The organism is Corynebacterium haematomassiliense (genome assembly GCF_013978595.1).
GTDB classification, from domain to species: Bacteria; Actinomycetota; Actinomycetes; order Mycobacteriales; family Mycobacteriaceae; genus Corynebacterium; species Corynebacterium lehmanniae.
The window spans coordinates 744,879-765,705 of the sequence record NZ_JACDTZ010000001.1; the positions used below are offsets into that span (position 1 = coordinate 744,879).

Genomic DNA, 20,827 nt, shown 5'->3' on the forward strand with positions numbered 1-20,827 from the left:
GGCGGTCGCGCTACATGCCGATATCGGCTTTTGCGGGCTGGGGACCGGCGGCGCGGGGTTGTACCTGTTAGTCCAACGTCTTGCGGTGTCGCTCTGCTGCGCGGGCACGGCGGTCGTCGATAAGCAAAGGGTTCTCCTGCTCCCTCGTCGCGGCGCGCTGCGCGAGTGCAACCTCATCCTTGCCTTGCGCCTCGGCGCGCTGCTTAGCGACGGCCGCCTGCTCCTCGTTGCGCGACAGGATCAGCGGGAAGACCGTGAACACCACGATCACCACCGCGAGCAGGACCAGGTAGTAGCCGGGGCCACGGCTGATACCGGAGGCGTTGGAGTTGCGCAGCCACATGCCGAGCACGGAGTAGACCAGCGAGACGGTTGTGACCATCCACGCGGGAACCGCGAGTGCGAAGCGCTGCGTGGCAACTGCGAGCGTGGTCAGGACACCGACGCCGATGAGCGAGATCCACGCGAAGATGTACTCCGTGACCGCGGTCTGGGCGTCCTTCGCCGCGTCAGTGGCAGCGAGCACCTGCCATAGCGACGCCCCGCCGACGAACGGTAGGAACAGCGCCACCACGTAGATGGCCACCGCGGCGGCGAGCACCCAGCGTTTTGCGCCCATGTCCACGGTGGATGCGGCTTTCTTCTCCGCGCGGGCAAGGGATTCGGTGTTGGGCTGCGTCATGTCGCCCAACTGTAGCCCTAGCTACCGCAGCAGGCGGAATCTGCTGGAGCGGCGGCGGGCTGGCCAATCGTCGGCAGGCCAAGGCCCACACCGATGGGCGCGGTGGTGGGCACCTCTCCCCGCTCAGAGTTGTCGCCGGCCTTGGTGCGGCGGTGCTCGTGGATGCCGGAATCCGCGATCAGGTAGTGCGGCTTCGCGTCGGTGATGGTGACGGTGACGATATCGCCCGGGCGGACCTCACCGTCGATGTTGCCCTCGAGCGCGAAGTGCACCAGGCGGCCGTCGCGGGCGCGGCCGGACATGCGATGGGTGCGGTCGTTCTTGCGGCCGTCTTCTTGGACGAGGAGTTCCTGTTGCGTGCCGACGAGCTTCGCGTTCTCCTCCGCGCTGATGCGCTCCTGCAATGCGTGGAGGCGTTCGAAGCGCTCCTGGACCACAGCCTTGGGGATCTGCTGCTCCATCTCCGCCGCCGGGGTGCCGGGGCGCGGCGAGTACTGGAAGGTAAACGCGGAGGTGAAGCGGGCCTTCTCAACCACGTCGAGGGTGGCCTGGAAATCCTCTTCGGTCTCGCCAGGGAAACCGACGATGATGTCGGTGGTGATCGCGGCGTGCGGCAGCTTCTCGCGTACCTCGTCCAGGATGGCCAGGAACTTCTTGGAGCGGTAGGACCGGCGCATGTCCTTGAGCACCTTGTCGGAGCCGGACTGCAGCGGCATGTGCAGCTGCGGGCACACGTTCGGGGTCTCCGCCATCGCGTCGATGACGTCGGAGGTGAACTCCGCCGGGTGCGGGGAGGTAAAACGTACGCGCTCCAAGCCCTCGATGTCGCCGCAGGCGCGCAGCAGCTTGGAGAAGGCAGAACGGTCGCGCTCCATGTCCTCGTCGACGAAGTTCACGCCGTACGAGTTCACGTTCTGCCCCAGCAGGGTCACCTCGGAGACACCCTGATCCACCAGCGCCTTAACCTCGGCGAGGATCTCGCCCGGGCGGCGGTCCACCTCCTTGCCGCGCAGGCTGGGCACGATGCAGAACGTGCAGGTGTTGTTGCAGCCCACCGAGATGGACACCCAGCCGGCGTAGGCGGATTCGCGCTTGGCGGGCAGCACGGACGGGAAGACCTCGAGGGCCTCCACGATCTCCACCTGGGCCTCATCCTCCACACGCGCCCGGTCGAGCAACGCCGGCAGCGCAGAGATGTTGTGGGTGCCAAAGACAGCGTCTACCCACGGCGCCTTTTCAATGACGGTGTCGCGGTCCTTCTGCGCCAGGCACCCGCCGACGGCGATCTGCATGCCGGGGTGGTCGGCCTTGACGTTCTTCAGCTGTCCGAGCGAGCCGTAGAGGCGCTTGTCAGCGTTCTCGCGCACCGCGCAGGTGTTGAAGACCACCAGGTCGGGCTCCTCGCCGGCATCGGCCGCGACGTAGCCCGCGTCTTCGAGCATGCCGGAAAGACGCTCGGAGTCGTGCACGTTCATCTGGCAGCCGAACGTGCGCACCTCGTAGGTGCGGGGATTGCTGTTTTGGGTGGTGCTCGCCGTAGTCACGGCGAGACAGTCTAACCAGGTGAGCTACAACCGCGAAATGACGTCTGCCAGCCCGTCGATCTGCGCGTCGGTGTGGGTGGCCATCACCGTCACCCGCAGCATCGCAGCACCGCGCGGGACGGTTGGCCAGCGGATGGCGGGCACGAAATACCCGGCCTCGCGGAGTGCGGCCGACGCGTTGACTGCCTGCGTCTCGTCGCCGATGGGCACCGGGATGATCGGACTTTGCCACTCGCCCATCCCGAGGTGGCCGGCCAGACGGCGGATGTTGCGGTGCAGCGCAGGCACCGGACTGTCTTCGCCCTCAAGCACGCCGATGGCCGCCGAAACGGCCGCGCACGTGGCCGGCGTGGACGAAGTGGAGTAGACGAAGGTGCGGGCCTTCTGCCGCAGCAGCGCAGCCACTGGTGCGGAGGCAGCCACTGCCCCGCCTTCGACGCCGAGCGCCTTTGATGAGGTGGCTACGAGGATGTCCGGATGGTCGTCGACAAGCGAAAAGTGCTCCGTGATGCCGCGGCCCGTCGCGCCGAGGGTGCCGGTGCCGTGCGCGTCGTCGACCATGAGGGCGGCGCCGCGGGCGTGGCAGACTGCGAGGAGTTCGGGGACGGGCGCGAGGGTGCCGTCCATGGAAAACAACCCGTCGGTGACCACGATTGCTTCTCCGGAATGGCCTCGCAACAGCTCGTCGACGTGCGCCGGGTCGCGGTGGCTGTACACGCGCACCGTGGCACCCTGCGCCTTGGCCAGGCGGCAGCCGTCGATGATGCTGGCGTGATTGCGCTCGTCCGAGACGATGAGCGTGCCCGGGCCGGCGAGCGCCTGCAGCACGCCGGCATTCGCCATGAACCCGGCGGAGAAGAACACGGAGTCCTCGTAACCGAGGAATCGGGCGAAATCGTGCTCAACTTGCGCGTGCAGGTCCGTGGTGCCGGTGGTCAGGCGCGATCCGCCGGGGCCCGCGCCGAAGCGGTTGAGCGCGTCAGCGGCTGCTCTGGTGACGGCGGGGTGTTCGGCCAGCCCCAGGTAGTTCGAGGAGCTGAACAGCACGTACTCGCGCCCATCGATGGTGGCTACCGGGGTCTGGCCAGTGCGAAAGATTGCGGGGGTGCGCTCAAGGCCTTGGCTGCGCCAGGTGTCGCTCTGTTGCTTGGCGGCGCTATCGAGCCAGCTCATTTGGCCTCCCCAACCAGCACGGGGGTGTGCTCGAGGTAGTCAATCAGGTCCGCAGGGTCGTCGGTGTCCACGACAAACAGGCGCCCGCCCATTTCGGAGCCGACCGGCTTCATGTTGGGCACGCGCAGGTACCCCATCTCTCTGGAGGCCACATAGCCGGTGGTGTAGTCCGGATCGTCCGAGAAGCAGACCTCGGCGAGCATAGCCGGGTGGTGCGCCACCTTGGAAGCGAGCACGAGCGCATCGGTCACGCGGGTTTTGCCGGAGTGCGTCTCTGGGCGCTCCCCTGTGGCGGTGGCGGCGTCCATGGAGGTCACCCGCACGCCGCGGGCGTGATCCGGTTCGAGGCGTGCACCGGTTGTCGCGTGGAAGAGGATGGCCCCGCGCATGTCGCGCACGCCGGTGAGCAGCTCCCATGCTTCGGCGGCGTGCGGGGTCAGCGGGGCGAGCGCGTCGATCACGGTCTCGCGGGCCTCTGCCGGGTCTGCGCAGTGCGCCTCCCTGATTGGCAACGCCGGGATATGTGCCACTTCGCCGTCGATGGCGGTCACCGTCACTGTGATTGAATCCGGCTTTCCCTTGCCGTGGGCCAACGCGCGAGTGCCCATCGCGGCGCACACGTCTGGAACCTCGCGCTCCTCCACGATGCGCTCGGCGCCGGAGATGTGGGAGCCGAGCGCGCTGGAGCGCATCTTCACGCTGAACAAAGCCATGCGGTTAAGTCTAGGAGACCGCCTTGAACACCGTTCAGTGTTTCGGTCTACTCCTCGCACTCTGCGATGCGCGCGTCCAGTTCCTCGCGGGCGATACGAAGCGCCATTCCCTGGTTGAAGCCGCGCCGGGCCAACGCGCCAACGACGCGGCGCAGGTGCTTGTCGTACTCGGCGCGGTCTACAGGAGCCGCTTTGACCTTCCGCGCGGACTTCTCCGCAACCGCGCGCGCGGTGTGCTCCTCGTCTTCGTCGGAGATCTGCTCCAGGGCTGCGGCGCGGTCCGCTCCCCCAACGCCCTTGTCGCGCAGCTCCATATCCAACGCGCGGGCGGACTTGCCGCGACGGGCGGCGCGCTGGCGCACCCACTCGTGGGCGAACTGCGCGTCGTTGATAAGGCCGGAGCCGGCAAGATCGTCGAGGACTTCGTCTACAAGCTGCGGCTCGAACTCGGCCTTGATCAGCCGCTCGCGTAGCTCCGCGCGGGAGCGCGCACGCTGATCAAGCAGGCCGAGCGCCCGCTTGCGCACGGGAGCCAGGGCCTCCTCGTGTGTCCGGTCGAAAAGACCGGTGCCCGGCTCGTAGGCGTCAAGCACCGCCTGGAGCCGGGCAACCTTGTCCGCGTCCGCCAACTACTTCTCCGCGGTTGCGGGTGCCGCCACGTCGTCCTCGTCATCGAAGTCGATGTTCGGCACCATATCCACCGGCTCGTCCGTCAGCTCGTCGGACGCGTTGGCGTACTTGCCCACGCCGAGTGCGCGGAAGATCTTGTCCTCGATCTCGTTGGCCAACTCCGGGTTCTCCTTGAGGAAGATGCGGGCCTTCTCCTTGCCCTGGCCCAGCTGGTCGCCCTCGTAGGTGAACCAGGAGCCGGACTTTTTCACGATGCCGTTTTCCACACCCATGTCGATGATGGAACTCTCACGCGAGATGCCCTCGCCGTACATGATGTCGAACTCGGCGATCTTGAACGGCGGGGAAACCTTGTTCTTCACCACCTTCATCTTGGTGCGGTTGCCAATGGAGTCCTGGCCGTCCTTCAGCGTCTGAATGCGGCGGACATCGCAACGCACGGATGCGTAGAACTTCAGCGCCTTACCGCCGGTGGTGGTCTCCGGCGAGCCGAACATCACGCCGATCTTCTCGCGCAGCTGGTTAATGAAGATGGCAGTGGTGCCGGAGTTGTACAGCGCACCGGTCATCTTGCGCAGCGCCTGGGACATCAGGCGGGCCTGCAGGCCGACGTGGCTGTCGCCCATTTCGCCCTCGATCTCCGCCTTCGGGGTCAATGCGGCCACCGAGTCGATCACAATCATGTCGATCGCGCCCGAGCGCACCAGCATGTCCGCAATCTCGAGCGCCTGCTCGCCGGTGTCCGGCTGGGACACCAGCAGGTTGTCGGTGTCCACGCCGAGCTTGCGCGCGTAGTCCGGGTCGAGGGCGTGTTCCGCGTCGATAAACGCCGCGATGCCGCCGCCGCGCTGCGCCTCCGCAATCGCATGCAGCGCCACGGTGGTCTTACCGGAAGATTCCGGCCCGTAGATCTCCACGATTCGTCCGCGCGGCCAACCACCAATGCCGAGCGCGACGTCGATGGCGGTGTTGCCGGAAGAGATGGACTGGATCGGCGGGCGGTTCTCATCGCCCAAGCGCATGACAGCGCCCTTGCCGTAGTCCTTCTCAATCATTGCCAGCGCTGCATCGAGCGCATTCTTGCGGTCGTTGCCGGCCGAAGCCGCGGACTTCTTCTTCGTTGCCATGTGGTGTTTCTACCTCCAAGTATTCGGCGGCGCTGGGCGCGTCGCGTGCACAGTTTCTTAGTTAGACGTATCGCCATACCGCTTCGGTTCCATTGAACTCAAAGAAATTTTCCAAGCGGAAACACGGCACACTGTAGAACGCGACGGCGACACGCCAGAGAATACACGCAAACGTGTTCGAAATTCAACGACACGCCGGGGCAGCGGAGCCGTCGATAAGCAACGGCTCCTAGGTGCCCGGGCGATCGACCCCGAGGCGGCGCTCCTCCGGGACATCGAACGCGTCGCAAAGCCCGCGCCACGCGTCGCGCGGATCCACACCGGCATCGATGAGCTGCGCAGACGTCTGCTCAAACCCGGGCAGCACCTGGGTCTGGATGATCCACTGCGCACGCTCCGAGCCGAACTCGTCCTGCACAAGCTGGTGAAACTCCGTCAAACGCATGCGCCCGACAGTACACGCCACCCGTCGCGGTACACTCCCGCGCATGAAGAAAAACTCTACAGCGCAGGATATCGCGCTAATCGCGGTCTTCGCCGCCATCGTCATCGTGCTGGGCTTCGTGTCCATCCCCGTCGGCGCGGCCGGCGTGCCCATTGTGCTGCAGAACGCCGCCGTGATCCTTGCGGGCCTCGTGCTGGGGTGGCGCCGCGGGTTCTCCGCCGCGGCGATCTTCCTGCTGGTGGGCCTCGCGCTGCCGGTGCTCGCGGGCGGCCGCACGGTCATCTCCGCTCTCGGTGGTCCGACCGTGGGCTACCTGGTCGGCTACCTTGTCTCCGCCGCCGTCGCCGGCGCGGTCGCGTACACCGCACCGTTCCGCTCGAACAAAACGGCGAGCATCGGAATCCTCATCCTCGCCGGCTACCTGGCCCTGTTTTTCCAGTACCTCTGCGGCGTGTTCGGCCTGATGTGGCGCGCTGACATGAGCTTCGGCGCAGCCTGGGCGGCGCAGGTGCCGTTCCTGCTGCCGGACGCCGGCAAGGTCGCGCTCATGATCGCCATCGCGTTCGCCGTGCACCAAGCGTTCCCGGATCTGCGCGGGGCCCGTAAGTAAACGCCATGCCCCTCATCGAGTTTCGCAGCGCTGCCGTCGCGTATGACGGCGAGCAGATCCTCGCGCCGCTCACCGTGAGCCTGTCGGAGCAGCGCATCGGCATCATCGGCTCCAACGGCTCCGGCAAATCCACCACCGTGCGCCTGATCAACGGCCTCATCGAGCCGACATCGGGGCAAGTGCTTTACGACGGGCTCACGCCCGACAAACGCGGCAAAGACATCCGCAAACGCGTCGGATTTGTCTTCTCCGACGCCGAATCCCAAATTGTCATGCCGCGCGTTTCCGACGACGTGGCGTTTTCCCTGCGCCGCTTCAAACTGCCGCGCGAGGAGGTCAAACGACGCGTAACAGAAGCGCTCGAGCGCTTCGATCTAGCCGACCGCGCCGAGAACTCCCCGCACACCCTCTCCGGCGGCGAGAAGCAGATGCTCGCGCTGGCCTCCGTGCTGGTGATCGAGCCGGACACGATCATCGCCGACGAGCCCACCACTCTGCTAGACCTGCGCAACCGCCGCCGCATCGTGCGCGAGCTGATGTCGCTGGACCAGCAGCTGATCGTGGTCACCCACGACCTGGAAATGCTGCGCGGATTCGACCGCGTTCTGGTCATCGACGACGGAGCCTTGGCCTACGACGGCGGCCCCGACGCGGCAATCGCCTTCTACACCGACCTGATGGATGCGAAGCCGTGATCCGCGAACTGCCCCTCGGCGTATACGTGCCGGGGACGACTCTGCTGCACCGCACGGGTGCAGCGCTGAAATTCGTGTTGCTCGTGGCATTCATCATCGGCGTCACCGCGTTGCCGACGCAGCCATGGCACGCTGTGGCCGCCCTCGCGTTCGTGTTGGCGCTCTACGTATGGGCACGGATCCCCGCCCGCGTAGCGTGGCGCCAGCTAGTGCCGTTGGTGCCCGTGCTGGCTTTCTTCGGCGCGTTCATGGTGTGGCAAAACGGCGTTGCCTCTGCGCTCACACTGCTGGTCGGGCTGCTTGCCACCATTGCTGCGGCAAACCTGTTGACGCTGACCACCCCGGTCGAGGAACTCCTCACCGCGCTGGACCGCGCCCTGTCCCCCTTCGGTCGCGCGGGCGAACTGATCTCTTTGACCATCGCGCTCACGATCCGGCTTATCCCCCTCACCCTCGCCACGGCGAACGAGGTGCTCGACGCGCGCAAGGCCCGCGGTGTCGGGTTCTCCTTCACCGCATTCGGCATCCCGTTGGTGATTCGGTCTGTGCGCCGCGCGAAGATGATGGGAGAAGCGCTCATGGCCCGCGGAGCCGTTGATTAGCACCTGCTTAACGACGACGTTCCGCCCGGCCCCTGCTGTGAGGGACCGGGCGGAACGCGCTGAGACGGGCTAGCTATTAGTTACTGCTACCTGCGGAGCTACCTTCACCGCCACCACATGCATTGACAATGCTGACGATTGCAAGGACACCAAGTGCCGCCGCTGCCAAGCCGCCCGCGATCATGCCGATCTGCGGATCAACCTGCGGGAGCATCTGCTGCGCCTGATCCCTCAGTGCATGGAGTGAATCCTGAACGCCTGCCGGCAGCGGAAGGTCGACCTGCGATGCAATCCCCAGCGGGATCAGCGCCACAAGCGGAAGCGACCATCCGGTCAGCGCAGCGACGCACTTGCCGTCCAACGACGACCCCTGAGACTCCGCCGGTGCCGTTGCTGTCTGGGTCACCGTGGTGAGCGGGTGCTCGGTCGATGTTTCAGGAGCGGCCTCCACCTCGAAACGGACTTTTTCAACGATCGTAGAGTTTCCGGTCGTCGTCACCACTTCCGCGGTGTAGTTGCCGGGCTTTGCAACCCTGCCCGCAATGACGTTGTCCTCGGGGCGGAACTCGAGGCCCTCCGGCAGGTCGTTAACCTCGACGATTGCCCCATTAGCCGCAGCCACCCGGTAGTACACATTTGTTTCACCCGCAACAATCTTCGTCAGATTCGGAGCGGTACGCGTCGTCGTGACAGGTGCATCAACGTCGACTGCGTCCTGGTCCGATTGAACCGTGGATGTCGGCGTCACAGTCTCGGTCTCCGAGCGACCGGCGACAGTGGTTGTGACTGGGGCTGCGGTAACCGTGGTGGTTTGTGCCGTATTCGTTACTGTCTCCGTCACCGCATCAGCTGTTGCCACCGGCGTGACATCAACTTGCTCCGTCACCGTCGGCGTGACCGTCTCAGCCTTAGCCGAAGACGTCTGCGTCGCAGTCACCGCCGCAGCAGTGGTCACCGGCGTTTCGGTGACCTTCTTCGTCTCCGTGGGCACCACAGTCTTTGTCGCAGCCGTCTCCGTCTGCGTTTCAGTCACCGCCGCAGCAGTGGTCACCGGCGTTTCGGTGACCTTCTTCGTCTCCGTGGGCACCACAGTCTTTGTCGCAGCCGTCTCCGTCTGCGTTTCAGTCACCGCCGCAGCCGTCGTCGTCGGAGTCTCGGTGGCTTTCTTCGTCTCCGTGGGCACCACGGTCTTCGTCGCAGCCGTCTCCGTCTGCGTCGCAGTCACCGCCGCAGCCGTCGTCGTCGGAGTCGTGGTCACCTTCGTCGTCTCCGTGGGCACCACGGTCTTCGTCGCTGCCGTCTCCGTCTGCGTTGCAGTCACCGCCGCAGCCGTCGTCGTCGGAGTCGTGGTCACCTTCTTCGTCTCAGTCGGCGTCACGGTAACCTCCGGCGCGCTCACTGTCGTATACACGACGGTTGCCGCAGCCGTCGTCGTCGGCGTCTCGGTCACCTTCTTCGTCTCCGTCGGTGTCACGGTCTTCGTCGCAGCCGTCTCCGTCTGCGTCGCAGTCACCGCCGCAACCGTCGTCACCGGCGTCTCGGTCACCTTCTTCGTCTCCGTGGGCACCACGGTCTTCGTCGCAGCCGTCTCCGTCTGCGTCGCAGTCACCGCCGCAACCGTCGTCACCGGCGTCTCGGTGACCTTCGTCGTCTCCGTCGGCACCACGGTCTTCGTCGCAGCCGTCTCCGTCTGCGTCGCAGTCACCGCCGCAGCCGTCGTCGTCGGAGTCGTGGTCACCTTCGTCGTCTCCGTGGGCACCACGGTCTTCGTCGCAGCCGTCTCCGTCTGCGTCGCAGTCACCGCCGCAGCCGTCGTCGTCGGAGTCGTGGTCACCTTCTTCGTCTCAGTCGGCGTCACGGTAACCTCCGGCGCGCTCACTGTCGTATACACGACGGTTGCCGCAGCCGTCGTCGTCGGCGTCTCGGTCACCTTCTTCGTCTCCGTCGGTGTCACGGTCTTCGTCGCAGCCGTCTCCGTCTGCGTCGCAGTCACCGCCGCAGCAGTGGTCACCGGCGTTTCGGTGACCTTCGTCGTCTCCGTGGGCACCACGGTCTTCGTCGCAGCCGTCTCCGTCTGCGTCGCAGTCACCGCCGCAGCAGTGGTCACCGGCGTTTCGGTGACCTTCGTCGTCTCCGTGGGCACCACGGTCTTCGTCGCAGCCGTCTCCGTCTGCGTCGCAGTCACCGCCGCAGCAGTGGTCACCGGCGTTTCGGTGACCTTCGTCGTCTCCGTGGGCACCACGGTCTTCGTCGCAGCCGTCTCCGTCTGCGTCGCAGTCACCGCCGCAGCAGTGGTCACCGGCGTTTCGGTGACCTTCGTCGTCTCCGTGGGCACCACGGTCTTCGTCGCAGCCGTCTCCGTCTGCGTCGCAGTCCCCGCCGCAGCAGTGGTCACCGGCGTTTCGGTGACCTTCGTCGTCTCCGTGGGCACCACGGTCTTCGTCGCAGCCGTCTCCGTCTGCGTCGCAGTCACCGCCGCAGCCGTCTTCGTCGGAGTCGTGGTCACCGTGGATGTGATCGTCGGCGTCTCAGTGACGGTCGTAGGTTCGGTACTCACCGTGGTTGTCACCGCGGTGTCAGTAGTAGTCACGGTCGGAGTCACAGTCTCGGTGACCGCCGGGACCGTGACGGTTGTCGGAGCAGCGCTCGTAGTGGTGTTGCCCGAAGTCACCGTTGGGGTCGGCTGTTCTGCGGGCGTACAAGACTCCGTCCGCTCTGCTTCTGCAGCGCGCAACGCCAGGCCGTTGTTCGGATCATTTGGAGCATCATCAGACCACAAGAAACGGGTAACCACGGTACGCTGCCCATCGACAGTGCACTCCCCAATCTTCTCGTACGTGCCATAGCCCTCATTTGCAAAGTTTTCCATGAGGACGGGTCGTGCTTGAACCCCAGATACCTCATGCGCGGTTGTACCGTCGAAGGAAACGACTACAGAAAGGCCGTCGCAGGCTTCGTCGCAAAGCACGCGAAGCTCCTTGCTATTCGCGTTGTAATCCAACGCCATGACGCTGCGCAGCTCAGGGTTTTCGTACTTGCCAACCTCTTCGAACTCCCCGTTAGGCTGCAGGCGAACAAAGTGGACGAAGCCCGTGTACTCCACACCCACCGCGTACACATCAAGGTCCGGCAAGTAGGCGATGGCTTCCAAACCAAAGTTCGGTGGTACTTCACCAGTGATTGAATTGAGGTTCCACTCGCCAGTCACCTTGCCCCGGGAAGGGTCAAACTCGAGGATGGACGGGCGGGAGGGGCCAGAACCGTCACGCTCGGTGGCAATGTAGATCTTGCCGTCCTTACCTACGGTCACGCCTTCCGCGTCCGGATTCCCTGCACCATTTTCATAGGTGAGAGTCCATTCGTTCTTCTTGCTGTAGATCTTCTTGTCCTCGTCGTACTCCAGCTCAAACAGGCGCCCCGGGTTGTTGTTCACAATCCAGGCGTTACCGTTGCCGTCGAAATCTACGCCCGAGAAGTTCTCGCCCGCGAATCCGCCGACCGTATTGATTGAGTTGACCTCATCCGGCCACGGTTCACCCTCCGGCCATACGAGTTCCTCAGCGTTCTTTCCGTCCTTTGTCACTTTCGCAAGAGCGACGAGATCACCCTCGCCATCTGGGGTGCGCCCCCAGGAGAAGCGAGTGTGCGACGTCCAGCTCACTTCGTCGAATGGCTTGTTGTCGTCTGGCCTGTACAGACGCGCACTGTCAGCCTCACCAAGCCCGAACCCCTTCGAACCGTCGGGAGTATCGACTTCGGTGTAGAACGAGTAGTACCCGCCCGGTTGGATCACCGTATTCTTCGGGAACACAATCGGTGTGCGCCCCTGTTTGTCGTCTGCAAACTTCCAGCCCGAGATGTCCACCGGCGTATCGCCCGCGTTGTACAACTCCACCCAATCAGCAACAAAGTCGCCCTTGGTCTGGATCTCATTGATCCTGATCTTGCCAGTGTTCGAAGGCTTTTGGCTTGTCGACGACGGCACCTCCGACGGGTTCGGCTCCTCGTCCTCCACCCCGCAGGGAGCGGCATTGGCGTCACCCTTGGACTTCGCCGAGGACATCTTGAAGTCGTTGTTGGCTTCCGAGTAGCGGGACCACGACGTCGCCGCCCCCTCGCACACCGGGCTTTCCGTCCAGCCGAACTCATCAACTAGCTCTCCTGCAGCCGTCTTGAGAGTCAGGCTGTCCTTAGCGCTGAGCCCGAACCCATCAGTGCCATCTGGGACTACGCCGCCCTCTTTCCCGTCCGGAGTCAAAACGTAATAACCGCCTGCGGGAATGATCGTATTCGGTGCAAAGGTGATGTAAGTGTTGCCCTTGCCATCGCCACTATCGACGACCACCCAATCGCCGATATTTACCGCCTTGTCGCCGTTATTCACCAACTCGATGAAATCGACGCCGTCCGTCGTGATCTCATTGATAAAGACCTTGTCAAAATCGGACTTGGCGTTAGCGCTTTCACGAGTCGGCCCGTCCGTGATCTGCCATTTTCCAGTCATGTCCGGCACCAAGCCTCGTGAGGTGTGAACACCATCCCTCATGCCGTGAGACGACCACTTCTTTTCGTCGATCTGGTTGCCCTTCTCATCCTTGATGGTGATCTGATCGTCGCCACCAAGGCCGAACCCTTTAGATCCATCTGGAGTGACGCCCGTGCCATCGGTGTAGAAAGCGTAGTACCCGCGCGCCGGAATGACGGTGTTCTTTGGGAATGTGATCGGCTTGCTGCTCTTCCCACTGTCAGTGGCGGTCCAGCCCGAAATGTCAATGTCGTTGTCGGTTGGATTGGCCAGCTCCACCCAGTCGCCGATCGGGTCAGAGTTGGTGACCACCTCATTGATGACGATGTCAGTCGACGCTGCTGCCGCTGCCACGGGCACCGACGCAAAACCAGACACGAGCATCACGGTAAATGGCACAGCAAATTGACGCGCACGGGAACTACTTCTCACGGGAGCTTCCTCCTTGGGAAAGTCTCATAACAAACTTGGAAAACGTTTGGAAAAGTAGTATGTTTGCGTGAATTTGCTCGAACGTCCAAGTGAATAAAACTTGAACAATTAAATAAACCCCGGGAAACATCCCGGGGCCACAAAAACTAGCTGGTATCTAAGCGTCGCCGCGCAGCTCACGCATGCGCTGAGCAACCGCGTCGTCGGCGACGTCAGCACCGGTCGGCGCGGCGGAACCAGTCTGCTGCGAGTTGCCCTGCTCGATGGCCTGCTTCTTGCGGGAGGTCAGCTCGCCCGCCATCTCGGCGCGTAGCTGCTCCAGGCGGCCGTGGCCAGCCATCTGAATGCCGGCCTGCTCGACCTCAGCCATGCGCCCCTCAATGGAGTTCTGCGCCAGCTCGGCGGCACCCAGTGCGTTGGCGTAGCGGCGCTCGATCTTGTCGCGAACCTGGTCCAGGTTCGGGCCGGAGGCGGTAATGGAGTTCATGGACTGCATGGTCTCCGACACCTTCTCCTGCATCTTCGCCTGCTCCAGCTGGGACAGCAGCTTGGAGCGCTCTGCCACCTGCTGCTGCAGGTGCGCAGAGTTGCGCTCGACGGCCTGTTTGGCCTGTGCTGCCTGCTGCAGCGCCTGATCGTGCAGCTGCTTAGTGTCCTCAACACCGGCTTCAGCGGTCACCAGCTGTGCAGCGAAGGCCTCTGCGGCATTCTCGTACTCCTGCGCCTTCTGCGCGTTGCCCTCACCGCGTGCCTTGTCGGCGAGCTGGAGCGCCTGGCGCGCGTTCGCCTGCAGCTTCTCGACGTCCTCCAGACGGCGGTTGAGCTGCATCTCCAGCTGGCGCTGGTTACCAATCACGGCAGCGGCCTGCTGGGACAGTGCCTGGTGCTGACGCTGTGCGTCGTTAATGGCCTGCTCGATCTGGACCTTGGGGTCTGCGTTTTCTTCGATCTTGTTGTCGAAGAGCGCCATCAGGTAGTTCCAGAACTTAGTAAAGGGATTCGCCATGGCTAAAGCACCGTGACCTTTCTGTCAGTAGATTGCCTTAAACGCCAACCACTGTAGTCGCGGATTGCCAGCTACGCTTCTGCGGCGGCCGGCGTCGTGCGCTCCAGCTCTTCGGTGAACGAGTGCAGCGACATATTCGCTACAGCCTCCAGCAAAACCTCGGAGACAGTAGTGCCCAACGCCTCGCACAGGGAAGCCAACAGCTCGGAAGACACCTCTTTGCGCCCCCGCTCCAACTCGGAGATGTAGCCGGAGGAAACCCGCGCCTCTTTCGCCAGCGCGCGCAGTGTCACACCCTTGTCTGCGCGGAAGGCACGAAGCGACATTCCGAGTGCCTCGCGGAACAGCGGCTCGCGGGATGCAGTACGGGCGGCATCGGACGGCGCAACCGGCAGGTCGACCGGGGAGTCGTAGAGCAAAGTAGTAGTGGTCATCAATTCCTCCAACGACTCGCCGCTTAGTTTTGTTCCCGCACGCCCGTCAGCGCACCGACCAGCGCGGCCTCCACCGCCAAGCGACGGACCTCGTTGCGCTGCCCCGACAGCACACGCACCGGCACCGCAGCTCCCGGCATGAGCGCGTACTGGCCAACCGCGGGATCGAGCAGCTCCGCCGCCTGCGACGAGGCGGTCCACTTCGGCCCGGCCAGCCCGATCCACACCGTGCCGGCGGGCACGTCGTCCTGCGCGTCGGGGCCCGCCACGCCAGTCAGCGCCACAGCCCAATCAGCGCCGCAGACGCGCCGTGCCCCGCGCGCCATCTCGCGCGCGACGGCCGCGGAGACCACGCCTTCGCTCTCGATCAGGTCCGCCGGCACGTCCGCGAGCAACGTCTTCAGCTCCGGCGAGTACGTCACCAGCCCACCGACCAACACGTCCGAGGCACCGGGCACATCAGCCAACGTCGCCGAAGCGAGGCCGGCAGTGAGCGATTCGCAGAAGGCGATGGTCTGGTGGCGGGAGCGAAGCTCGTCGATAAGCAATTGCGCAGTAGTCACTTGTTCACCTTCCCTGCATCAACCAAATACTGCACGCCCGTGACCACAGTGACCGCTACCGCCAGCAGCATCACCACGAACGTCGGCGTGTCCATCCATGCAGGCAGCGGGCACAGATACAGCCCCACAGCGAGGCTTTGCAGCGCGGTCTTGAGCTTGCCACCCTTCGACGCCGGCACAACCTTCCCGCGGCGCAGCATCACCATGCGCCAGACCGTAATGCCCAGCTCACGGACCACAATGACCACCGTCACCCACACCGGCAACGGGCCGGCGATATTCAGGGTGACCAGCGCGGTGATCATCAACGCCTTGTCCGCGATCGGGTCGGCGATTTTACCGAAGTCCGTGACCAGCCCGCGGGCGCGCGCGATGTCGCCGTCGAGCTTGTCGGTGATCATGAGCGCGACGAACAACCCGAACGCCCACCACCAGCGCTCAGTAAGCACCAGCCAGGCAAAAACGGGAATGAACAGGATCCTCAGCGAGGTCAAAATGTTCGGGAGGTTCCAATTCGACTGCTTGTCGGGTTGCATCACAGCCTCCACCATACCCATGCGACGGTGCGCTCTTAGACTGCCCTACATGAAGTATTTCGCAGCCACGTACACCTACGGTGAGCAATCGCTTGTCGACGACACACGTCCCGCCCACCGCGAATTCATCGCTTCCCAGCTGTCGCTGGGCCGCATCGTCGGCTCCGGGCCACTCGCGGGCGCCGAGCAGGCCCTGATCATCCTGCAACTGCCGGACACGGCGACGGAGGCGGACGCCTCGGCCATATTGGACGAGGACCCCTACATGGTCGCAGGGGCCCTCGCGGCGCGGGACATCCGGGGGTGGAACCCGGTGTCGAATATCTTCAGCTAGGGGTTCGCTGGTTAGCCCTTGCGGGTCAGCCCTTGCGTCCGCCGCGGGCGACGTCGAGGTGGTCCGTGTCGCGCGAACCTGTCGCGGTGTGATCGCCCTTGCCGGAGGTAGCCGGGTCGTCGATCCATTCCACGTGGTGGCCGTGCTTGTCCACCTTGCGGCGGTTTCCGTGGTCGTCGTAGTCGACGTGGTAGTTGTTCTCCTCCGGATCCCGGCGGCCCGCCTTGACGTCGGCACGGTCCTTGATCACCGAGGCAATCGCGGTGATCGCGAGCACGCCGACGATGACCAACAGCGAGGCGACAGTACCGACCTCCGGCACGTCGAGCCCCTCGCCGCCGTTGATGAACGACAGGTTGTTCTCGTGCAGCGCGTGCAGCAGCAGCTTCACGCCGATGAAGCCAAGCACCACCGCGAGGCCGTATGGCAGGTACATCAGGCGGTCAAGCAGGCCGTTGAGCAGGAAGTAGAGCTGGCGCAGGCCCAGCAGCGCGAACGCGTTGGCGGTGAACACGAGGAAGGATTCCTGGGTGATGCCGTAGATCGCCGGGATGGAGTCGAAGGCAAACATGACGTCGATAAACCCGATCGACAGCAGGGCGACGAACAGCGGCGTGACAGCCTTCTTGCCGGCCTGAGTCCTCGAAACGAGCCGGTCGGAGTGGTACGACTTGGTCACCGGAATGACCTTGCGCAGCGTCTTGACCACGAACATATCGTTCGGGTCCGGGTCCTCCTGGTCGGTGACTTCGTCGTAGACCAGCTTGATGGCGGTGTAGATGAGGAAAGCGGCGAAGATGTAGAACACGTCCGACCACGCCTCGATGATCACGGCGCCAAGCAGGATGAAAATGAGGCGGAACACCAGCGCCATGACAATGCCGATGAGCAGCACCTTCTGCTGGTACGCGCGAGGGATCTTGAACGAGCCCATGATCAGGGCGAAGACGAACAGGTTATCCACCGACAGCGACAACTCGGTGATGTAGCCGGTGAAGAACTGCACGGCGTGCTCGGAGTCCCACAGCCACCAGACCAGCCCGCCGAACAGACACGCCATGGACATGTAGAACAGCGCCCAGCCGCCCGACTCCTTCATCGTCGGCTCGTGCGGGGTGCGCACGTGCGAGACGAAGTCGAAGATGAAAAATCCCAGGATCACCGCCGAGGTGATCAGCCAAATGTAAAGGGGCACATGCATAAGTAAGCCTCCGGTCAGCGTTGCGTAAAAGACCGGAGGTCTCCCCCACCACTGTGGGCGGTCCGGACCGGGGCTATCGCCTGACGACGGCACCGTGCTGACGATCCTGGACACTTCCGGGGTACTCCCCTCCAAGCGCGTTTCACACTACACCACGCGGCGGCGTGCCGCGTCCGCCGCCGCGCACCGCCCTGTACCGCTCCGGGCCCGCCCCACCTTCCGCGTAGATGCTTACCCCAGGATGCTTACTGCCCGAGGATGCTTACTTCTAAACGCTTACTTCTCGAGATATCGAGGGCCTCGGCGGGTGCACCACTCGATGGATAAGCATCCTGGGGTAAGCATCTAGCCCCGGTAAGCATCCTGGGGTAAGCATCTACGGCGGGGTTCTGCGTCCGCCAGCTAGAACGCTCCTCCGGTCGGGTTGTACGTCGCGGTGACGGTCCGGGTGTCGGCGTCGCCGTCCGCACCAGAGCCACCCGCATCGGAGCCACCCGCGCCGGAATCTGAACCGTTGGCGTCGCCGGCGCCGTCGTCAAGCTGCACGTCCTTCGGAGCCTCGGCCGGGTCCGCGCCCTTGATCATCCAGATGATGGTCTCCAGCTCCTCGGGCTTGACCAACACGTCGCGGGCCTTGGAGCCTTCGGACGGGCCGACCACACCGCGGGATTCCATGAGGTCCATCAGGCGGCCGGCCTTGGCAAAGCCGATGCGCAGCTTGCGCTGCAACATCGAGGTGGAGCCGAGCTGGGAGGTGACCACGAGCTCGACGGCCTCGAGCAGGTCGTCCATGTCCTTGCCGATGTCGTCGTCGATGACCTTGGCTTCGGCCTGCTTGTCCTCGGTGACGCCCTCGACGTAGTCGGGCTCGTCCTGCTGCGCCTTCGCCGCCTCGACAACGGCCTGGATCTCTTCGTCTGAGACGAACGCGCCCTGCAGACGCTGCGGCTTGCCGGCACCCTGCGGGATGAACAGGCCGTCGCCCATGCCGATGAGCTTTTCGGCGCCGCCCTGGTCCAAAATCACGCGGGAGTCGGTCAGCGAGGACGTCGCAAAGGCGAGGCGCGACGGCACGTTCGTCTTGATCAGGCCGGTGACCACGTCCACGGACGGTCGCTGGGTCGCCAGCACCAGGTGGATGCCCGCCGCACGCGCCTTCTGGGTGATGCGCACGATGGATTCCTCGATCTCCTTCGGCGCGGTCATCATCAGGTCGGCCAGCTCGTCCACAACGCACACGATGAACGGGTACGGCCGCATTTCGCGCTCGGATCCTGGAGGGGCGGTCAGTTCTCCGGATCGGACCTTGCGGTTGAAGTCCTTGATGTGGCGCACGCGCGCGGACTTCATGTCCATGTAGCGCTGCTCCATCTCCTCCACCAACCACTGCAGGGCTGCTGACGCCTTCTTCGGCTGGGTGATGATCGGCGTGATCAGGTGCGGGATGCCCTCGTACGGGGTCAGCTCCACCATCTTCGGGTCCACCAGAATCAGGCGGACTTCCTCCGGCGTCGCGCGCGTGAGCAGCGAGATCAGCATGGAGTTCACAAACGCGGACTTACCGGAGCCGGTGGAACCGGCGACCAAAAGGTGCGGCATCTTCTGGATCGAGGAGGCGATGAAGTCGCCCTCGATGTCCTTGCCCAGGCCGATGAGCATCGGGTCGTCCTGCGCGGAGACTTTCGGCGAGTCCAGCACGTCGCGCAGCCGCACCATCTCGCGGTCGGCGTTGGGCACCTCGATGCCGACGGCGGATTTGCCGGGGATCGGGGTGAGCAGGCGCACGTTGTCGGTGGCCACGGCGTAGGCGAGGTTGGACTGCAGGTTGGTGATCTTGGAGACCTTCACACCAGGCCCAAGCTCCACCTCGTAGCGGGTGACTGTCGGGCCGCGGGAGAAGCCGGTGACCTGCGCATTGACCTTGAATTCCTCGAAGACGTCGGTGATCGCCTCGATCATGCGGTCGTTGGCCTCGGTGCGTGTCTTCGGCGCGTTACCCGCGAGCAGCAGTTCAGTCGACGGCAGGTGGTAATCGCCCTGCGGGATCTTGCGCACCTGCTTCGGGGCGGCTTGTTCGGTCTCGGACTTCGGAGTGGTCGCGGGGATCTTGGAGGCGTCGATGCCGCTGCGCGCCGCGATCGCCTTCGCCATCTGCTCGCGCGAGCTAGCTACGGCGTCGGGGGCAGTTGCTTCTCGACGTTCCGTCTCCGGCTCTTCCCGCTGCAGCACCTTCGTCTCGTTGTCGCGCTGGGCTGGCTTCGGCGCGGCTGACTTCGGAGCGGCAGGCTTGGCTGCCGGCTTGGGAGCCGGTGCCGGAGCAGCCGCCGGGCGCTGCACCACGGCGGTTTCGGCGGAGGCGGCAGGCTCTGCTGCAGGTTGGCCGAAGTCGTCGTGGTCTTCGACCTCGTCGGCGAAGTCGAACAGGTCCAGCTCGTCGTCGCCGTCGGCCGGGTAGCTTTCCATCGGAGTCGGGCGGCGCAGCGAGGGCCGCCGCGTCGGGCGGGCCGGTCGGGCCGGGCGTTCGGTGTCGGCTGTGCGGCCGCGTGAACGTCGAGAAGCTGCGCGAGTGGTGCGGCGCTCGCGGCCTTCTGCGATGTCGTCCAGGTCGTCGGTGACGTGGCTGTACGGGTCCAGGTCTTCGTCGTCGGGCGTGTCCGTGTTGGACAGCATGCGGGTGACCAGGTCCTTGATGTAGTCGTAGGCCTCGCGCACAGTGATGCCGGTGGCTTTCAGTGCGCCGTAGAGAATCACCAGGCCAAGCAGCGGGATTGCTACGAATGACGAGAAGCCTGCTGCGAGCACGCCGCCGGTGAAGGCGCCGAACGCACCGCCGGCGAGCTTGCGTTCCTCCCACGCCGAGGGGTTGCCGGCAAAGACGTGGATCAGGCCGAGCATGCCGATCGCGATGATGGAAAAGCCCAGCGTAACGCGTGCGCGCACGGCGTCGGAGGTGCGCACGTTAAGCATCAGCGCGATGGCGATGCCGACCAGGATCACCGGCAGAATCAGCGCGCCGGCGCCGATGAGCCAGTGAGTGCCGGTGGAGATGACCTGTCCCACGGGGCCGGCCACGTCGAACCAGACCGAGCCTCCGATGATGGCAGCTAGACCAATGAGAACTAAACCCCACGCGTCGGCGTGGGTCTCAAACGTGCTGTGTCCGCCGAAGCGGCTTTCCCGCCGCGGTTCGCGGCTTCGACGTTCGTCTTCGGCGGAGCTTTCAGCGCGCTCCTCTGGCATCTCGAAATCGTCCTCCCAGTCGTCGTCCCAATCGTCGCGGCTGCGTCTGGGCCTGCGTGCGGCGGTGTCGTCGAAGTCGGACTCGTGCTTATCGCGGCGGAAGAACGACCCGACGCCCCGCGCGGCGGCGCCCAGCGAATGGCCGACGACCTTGTACGCGGAACCCACACGTTCATCCGCGGTTTCAGCGGCCACGTTCGACGATGTCGGCGGGTGCGTCATGGACACCGGACCGCCATAGCGGGTGCCGCCCGAAGGACGGCGCGTTGAAGACCGCGACGAGCGCGGCGCGGTGTTTTTGACAGACATGCGTGTAACTCTAACGCCTTAAGTCA

General features: G+C 64.5%; 18 protein-coding genes. 4 read left to right on the forward strand and 14 right to left on the reverse strand.

From position 1 onward, the window contains the following. Positions 1–67 precede the first annotated feature (67 nt). The 7 genes from H0193_RS03600 to H0193_RS03630 form a co-directional block, all read right to left on the reverse strand. On the reverse strand, positions 68–682 hold the full coding sequence (locus H0193_RS03600) for an Rv2732c family membrane protein (RefSeq protein ID WP_181888590.1): 615 nt from the start codon (positions 680–682) through the stop codon (positions 68–70). Positions 683–699: 17 nt separating this feature from the next. Beyond that, positions 700–2,226: a tRNA (N6-isopentenyl adenosine(37)-C2)-methylthiotransferase MiaB gene (gene miaB / locus H0193_RS03605; protein ID WP_181888591.1), complete on the reverse strand. Its 1,527-nt coding sequence runs from the start codon at positions 2,224–2,226 to the stop codon at positions 700–702. A 24-nt stretch (positions 2,227–2,250) separates the two neighbouring features. Next, positions 2,251–3,399, reverse strand: coding sequence for an aminotransferase class I/II-fold pyridoxal phosphate-dependent enzyme (locus H0193_RS03610; protein ID WP_181888592.1), 1,149 nt, complete (start codon positions 3,397–3,399; stop codon positions 2,251–2,253). Beyond that, entirely contained in the window at positions 3,396–4,112 is a 717-nt protein-coding gene (locus tag H0193_RS03615; RefSeq protein WP_181888593.1) for a 6-carboxyhexanoate--CoA ligase, read from the reverse strand. Before H0193_RS03615 ends, H0193_RS03610 begins: the two co-directional genes overlap by 4 nt. Before the next feature lie 47 nt (positions 4,113–4,159). After that, positions 4,160–4,741, reverse strand: coding sequence for a recombination regulator RecX (gene recX / locus H0193_RS03620; RefSeq protein ID WP_181888594.1), 582 nt, complete (start codon positions 4,739–4,741; stop codon positions 4,160–4,162). Continuing rightward, the gene (recA, locus tag H0193_RS03625; RefSeq protein ID WP_181888595.1) at positions 4,742–5,869 is read right to left on the reverse strand and encodes a recombinase RecA; all 1,128 of its coding nucleotides are present in this window, start codon (positions 5,867–5,869) and stop codon (positions 4,742–4,744) included. 229 nt (positions 5,870–6,098) lie between these two features. Next, entirely contained in the window at positions 6,099–6,314 is a 216-nt protein-coding gene (locus tag H0193_RS03630) for a DUF3046 domain-containing protein (RefSeq protein WP_063936922.1), read from the reverse strand. A 43-nt stretch (positions 6,315–6,357) separates the two neighbouring features. On the opposite strand from H0193_RS03630, the gene H0193_RS03635 reads away from it, so the two are divergent. Genes H0193_RS03635 through H0193_RS03645 form a run of 3 tightly spaced genes read left to right on the forward strand, consistent with a single transcriptional unit; the run spans position 6,358 to position 8,221 of the window. Further along, positions 6,358–6,924: a biotin transporter BioY gene (locus H0193_RS03635; protein WP_181888596.1), complete on the forward strand. Its 567-nt coding sequence runs from the start codon at positions 6,358–6,360 to the stop codon at positions 6,922–6,924. Positions 6,925–6,929: 5 nt separating this feature from the next. Continuing rightward, entirely contained in the window at positions 6,930–7,619 is a 690-nt protein-coding gene (locus tag H0193_RS03640; RefSeq protein ID WP_181888597.1) for an energy-coupling factor ABC transporter ATP-binding protein, read from the forward strand. Beyond that, on the forward strand, positions 7,616–8,221 hold the full coding sequence (locus H0193_RS03645) for an energy-coupling factor transporter transmembrane component T family protein (protein ID WP_181888598.1): 606 nt from the start codon (positions 7,616–7,618) through the stop codon (positions 8,219–8,221). The genes H0193_RS03640 and H0193_RS03645 overlap by 4 nt, the downstream gene beginning before the upstream one ends. Positions 8,222–8,297: 76 nt before the next feature. On the opposite strand, the gene H0193_RS03650 is transcribed toward H0193_RS03645, so the two are convergent. From H0193_RS03650 to pgsA, 5 genes are all read right to left on the reverse strand, one after another. Then, positions 8,298–13,124: a lamin tail domain-containing protein gene (locus H0193_RS03650; protein WP_181888599.1), complete on the reverse strand. Its 4,827-nt coding sequence runs from the start codon at positions 13,122–13,124 to the stop codon at positions 8,298–8,300. A gap of 211 nt (positions 13,125–13,335) precedes the next feature. After that, positions 13,336–14,184: a PspA/IM30 family protein gene (locus tag H0193_RS03655; protein ID WP_181888600.1), complete on the reverse strand. Its 849-nt coding sequence runs from the start codon at positions 14,182–14,184 to the stop codon at positions 13,336–13,338. 71 nt (positions 14,185–14,255) lie between these two features. Next, positions 14,256–14,618: a helix-turn-helix domain-containing protein gene (locus H0193_RS03660; RefSeq protein WP_181888601.1), complete on the reverse strand. Its 363-nt coding sequence runs from the start codon at positions 14,616–14,618 to the stop codon at positions 14,256–14,258. Between the two features lie 23 nt (positions 14,619–14,641). After that, positions 14,642–15,181, reverse strand: coding sequence for a nicotinamide-nucleotide amidohydrolase family protein (locus H0193_RS03665; protein ID WP_181888602.1), 540 nt, complete (start codon positions 15,179–15,181; stop codon positions 14,642–14,644). Further along, positions 15,178–15,717: a CDP-diacylglycerol--glycerol-3-phosphate 3-phosphatidyltransferase gene (gene pgsA, locus H0193_RS03670; protein ID WP_181889598.1), complete on the reverse strand. Its 540-nt coding sequence runs from the start codon at positions 15,715–15,717 to the stop codon at positions 15,178–15,180. Before pgsA ends, H0193_RS03665 begins: the two co-directional genes overlap by 4 nt. A gap of 49 nt (positions 15,718–15,766) precedes the next feature. On the opposite strand from pgsA, the gene H0193_RS03675 reads away from it, so the two are divergent. After that, complete coding sequence (locus tag H0193_RS03675; RefSeq protein WP_181888603.1) at positions 15,767–16,051, forward strand: YciI family protein; 285 nt, start codon at positions 15,767–15,769, stop codon at positions 16,049–16,051. Between the two features lie 25 nt (positions 16,052–16,076). Here H0193_RS03675 and H0193_RS03680 read toward each other — a convergent pair whose 3' ends face one another. Beyond that, on the reverse strand, positions 16,077–17,252 hold the full coding sequence (locus H0193_RS03680; protein WP_181888604.1) for a TerC family protein: 1,176 nt from the start codon (positions 17,250–17,252) through the stop codon (positions 16,077–16,079). A gap of 402 nt (positions 17,253–17,654) precedes the next feature. Then, positions 17,655–20,801 (reverse strand): DNA translocase FtsK, encoded by a 3,147-nt coding sequence (locus H0193_RS03685; RefSeq protein ID WP_181888605.1) that lies wholly within the window; start codon positions 20,799–20,801, stop codon positions 17,655–17,657. Positions 20,802–20,827 lie beyond the last annotated feature (26 nt).

Coding starts and splice junctions, on each gene's coding strand:
- H0193_RS03600 (WP_181888590.1), bottom strand. CDS start 682: ATGACGCAGCCCAACACCGAATCCCTTGCCCGCGCGGAGAAGAAAGCC.
- H0193_RS03610 (WP_181888592.1), bottom strand. CDS start 3,399: ATGAGCTGGCTCGATAGCGCCGCCAAGCAACAGAGCGACACCTGGCGC.
- H0193_RS03615 (WP_181888593.1), bottom strand. CDS start 4,112: ATGGCTTTGTTCAGCGTGAAGATGCGCTCCAGCGCGCTCGGCTCCCAC.
- recA (WP_181888595.1), bottom strand. CDS start 5,869: ATGGCAACGAAGAAGAAGTCCGCGGCTTCGGCCGGCAACGACCGCAAG.
- H0193_RS03630 (WP_063936922.1), bottom strand. CDS start 6,314: ATGCGTTTGACGGAGTTTCACCAGCTTGTGCAGGACGAGTTCGGCTCG.
- H0193_RS03635 (WP_181888596.1), top strand. CDS start 6,358: ATGAAGAAAAACTCTACAGCGCAGGATATCGCGCTAATCGCGGTCTTC.
- H0193_RS03640 (WP_181888597.1), top strand. CDS start 6,930: ATGCCCCTCATCGAGTTTCGCAGCGCTGCCGTCGCGTATGACGGCGAG.
- H0193_RS03655 (WP_181888600.1), bottom strand. CDS start 14,184: ATGGCGAATCCCTTTACTAAGTTCTGGAACTACCTGATGGCGCTCTTC.
- H0193_RS03660 (WP_181888601.1), bottom strand. CDS start 14,618: ATGACCACTACTACTTTGCTCTACGACTCCCCGGTCGACCTGCCGGTT.
- pgsA (WP_181889598.1), bottom strand. CDS start 15,717: ATGCAACCCGACAAGCAGTCGAATTGGAACCTCCCGAACATTTTGACC.
- H0193_RS03675 (WP_181888603.1), top strand. CDS start 15,767: ATGAAGTATTTCGCAGCCACGTACACCTACGGTGAGCAATCGCTTGTC.
- H0193_RS03680 (WP_181888604.1), bottom strand. CDS start 17,252: ATGCATGTGCCCCTTTACATTTGGCTGATCACCTCGGCGGTGATCCTG.
- H0193_RS03685 (WP_181888605.1), bottom strand. CDS start 20,801: ATGTCTGTCAAAAACACCGCGCCGCGCTCGTCGCGGTCTTCAACGCGC.